Source organism: Stenotrophomonas sp. P5_A9, assembly GCF_056400525.1.
The window spans coordinates 1-2744 of record NZ_JBFULC010000134.1 but is presented as its reverse complement, the minus strand read 5'-3'; the positions used below and the strand labels follow the sequence as shown (position 1 = coordinate 2744).

The following is a 2744-nucleotide window of genomic DNA, read 5'->3' as shown; positions in this document are numbered from 1 at the left end:
CATTTTTTCTGAAAGCGACCCACCGCAGATCCCGCCGCGTTGGTTGCAGAAGCAAGCAATGGCAAGGTTTCCGCTTGAGGCACACACATTGCGCGTCAGTACGCCCGCGTATCGGGAAAGTTCGAGGTCACAGTTTTAAAAGGGGCGCAAATGCGGCCCATAGCCCGGTRGTGCCGGCCGCTGGCCGGCAKCRCRTAACGCCGGAACGGCCTGRTGTATYGGCGTGGGAAGGAATGCGAGGAGCCGGCCAGCGGCCGGCACTACCGGGCTATGGGCCGCATTTGCGCCCCTTTTAAAACTGTGACCTCGAACTTTCCCGATACGCGGGCGTACTGACGCGCAATGTGTGTGCCTCAAGCGGAAACCTTGCCATTGCTTGCTTCTGCAACCAACGCGGCGGGATCTGCGGTGGGTCGCTTTCAGAAAAAATGTGACATGGAACACTCAAGTTAGGACCGCCCAGCGCCGTTATCCCGAGAGAGCGATGACGCCATCGTCACGCGGCCCCGCCCCATCCGCACTCGCAACGCCTTTCGCCCAGCACCCCACGGCTGTGCGCCACCGCCCTGCCCGGAGTTCACACCATGAAGTGGTTCCACAATCTGCCCATCGCCCGAAAGCTGGCGGTGGGGTTTACGCTCACGACCCTGATGACCGTCATCCTGGGCGTATTCGCCCTGGTCCGCCTCAACGGCGCCAATGCAGAACTGGCCGCCATGGCCGGCAACAACATCCCAACCCTTCAGCACCTGGGCGAAGCGCGCGCGGTGCTGGGGGAGTTCCGCACCTACGAACTGGCCCAGGTCAGCATGCTCGACCAGCCGGACAAGGTCGCCGATTACAACAAGCGCATGGACGACTCGGCCAAGCTGGTCCGCGATGAGCTGGCCGCCTATGCCGCACTGCCGGCCAATGATCGCGAGCGCGCGTTGTATGCCAAGGTCGCCGCCGACACCGACGCCTACTTCCGCGCCAACACCGACCTGCGCGCTGCCGTGGCCGCTGGCGACGCCGCCGCCGCCCGCGACATCTCCGACAACAAATCGCGTCCGGCGCGGCGCCAGCTGTTCGAGGATCTCAAAGCGCTCGGCATATACAGCAACAGCCTCATGGCCGGCCGCATCGATGCGGCCAACGCCACCCACCGCACCAGCGTGACCGCGATCATCGCCTGCATGGTGCTGCTGTCGCTGGTTGCCGCCGCCCTGGCCTTCGTCATCTCGCGCGTGATCACCCGTCCGCTGTCGCAGGCCGTGCATGCCATCAAATCGGTCGCCCGGGGCGACCTCAGCGTCAGCACCCGCGCCACCAGTACCGATGAAGTCGGGCAGATGCTGGTGGCCACCGGCGAGATGACCAGCATGCTGCGCCGCTACTCGGATGAAACCCGTCAGATGTCGGCCATGCACGCCGGCCCGGACATCTCCCACCGCATGCCGGTGGACTTCCCGGGCGTCTACGGCGAACTGGCGGTGGGCACCAACACGGTAGTGTTCGACCACCTGGACGCGATCAAGGACGCCATCGCCGTACTCAACCAGTACGCGGCCGGCGACCTGTCGCAGAATGCGCGCCGCCTGCCGGGCAGCCGCGCGATCCTGCACGAATCGATGGACGCGGCCAAGGCCAGCCTGCTGGCGATCAACACCCAGATCCAGTCGCTGGCCCAGGCGGCAGCCGCGGGCGATTTCAGCCAGCGTGGCGATGCGCTGCGCTTCGATCACGATTTCCGGGTGATGATCGAACACCTCAACACCATGATGGAAGTGGCCGACGGCAACCTGTCCCAGCTCTCGCACCTGCTGCAGGCGATTGCCAATGGCGACCTGACCGCACGCATGCAGGGCCAGTTCCACGGCGTGTTCGCCAGCATGCGCGACGACGCGAACTCCACCGTCGCCCAGTTGACCCAGATCGTCGGTCGCATCCAGCAGGCCTCCTCGAGTATCAGCACGGCGGCCGGCGAGATCGCCTCGGGCAACAACGACCTGTCGCGTCGTACCGAGCAGCAGGCCGCCAACCTGGAAGAGACCGCCGCCTCGATGGAGGAGCTCACCTCCACCGTGCGCCAGAACGCCGAGCACGCCCGTCAGGCCAACCAGCTGGCGATCGGCGCGCATGGCGTGGCCTCGCAGGGTGGCGAAGTGGTCGGCCGCGTGGTCAGTACCATGCATGAAATCGATGCGTCCTCGCGTCGTATCGCCGACATCATCACCGTCATCGACGGCATCGCCTTCCAGACCAACATCCTGGCGCTGAACGCCGCGGTGGAAGCGGCACGTGCCGGCGAACAGGGTCGTGGCTTTGCCGTGGTGGCCTCGGAAGTGCGCACCCTGGCCCAGCGCTCGGCCAGCGCCGCCAAGGAGATCAAGGGCCTGATCGATGAATCGGTCGGCAAGGTCGCCGAGGGCTCGGCACTGGTCAACCAGGCCGGCCAAACGATGGGCGAGATCGTCGCCTCGGTGCAGCGGGTGACCGACATCATGGCCGAGATTTCGGCGGCCTCGCAGGAGCAGTCGGCGGGCATCGAACAGGTCAACCAGACCATCACCCAGATGGACGAGACCACCCAGCAGAACGCGGCCCTGGTCGAAGAAGCCACCGCCGCCGCGCGCTCGATGGAAGAGCAGGCCGGCCACCTCACCGACGCGGTGTCGCTGTTCAAGCTGGACGGTCAGTCCGCGCCGTCGGCCAGCGCGGCAGTCGCGGCCGCCCGCGCCCCGGCCGCCGCCGTACCGCACCGC

At 66.1% G+C, this 2744-nt stretch carries 1 protein-coding gene; it reads left to right on the top strand.

Annotation, left to right across the window (positions count from 1 at the left end; translation table 11 throughout):
• Positions 1-584: 584 nt before the first annotated feature.
• On the top strand, positions 585-2744 hold a 2160-nt coding region (locus tag AC1DR7_RS20230; protein ID WP_478076664.1), incomplete at its 3' end, for a methyl-accepting chemotaxis protein.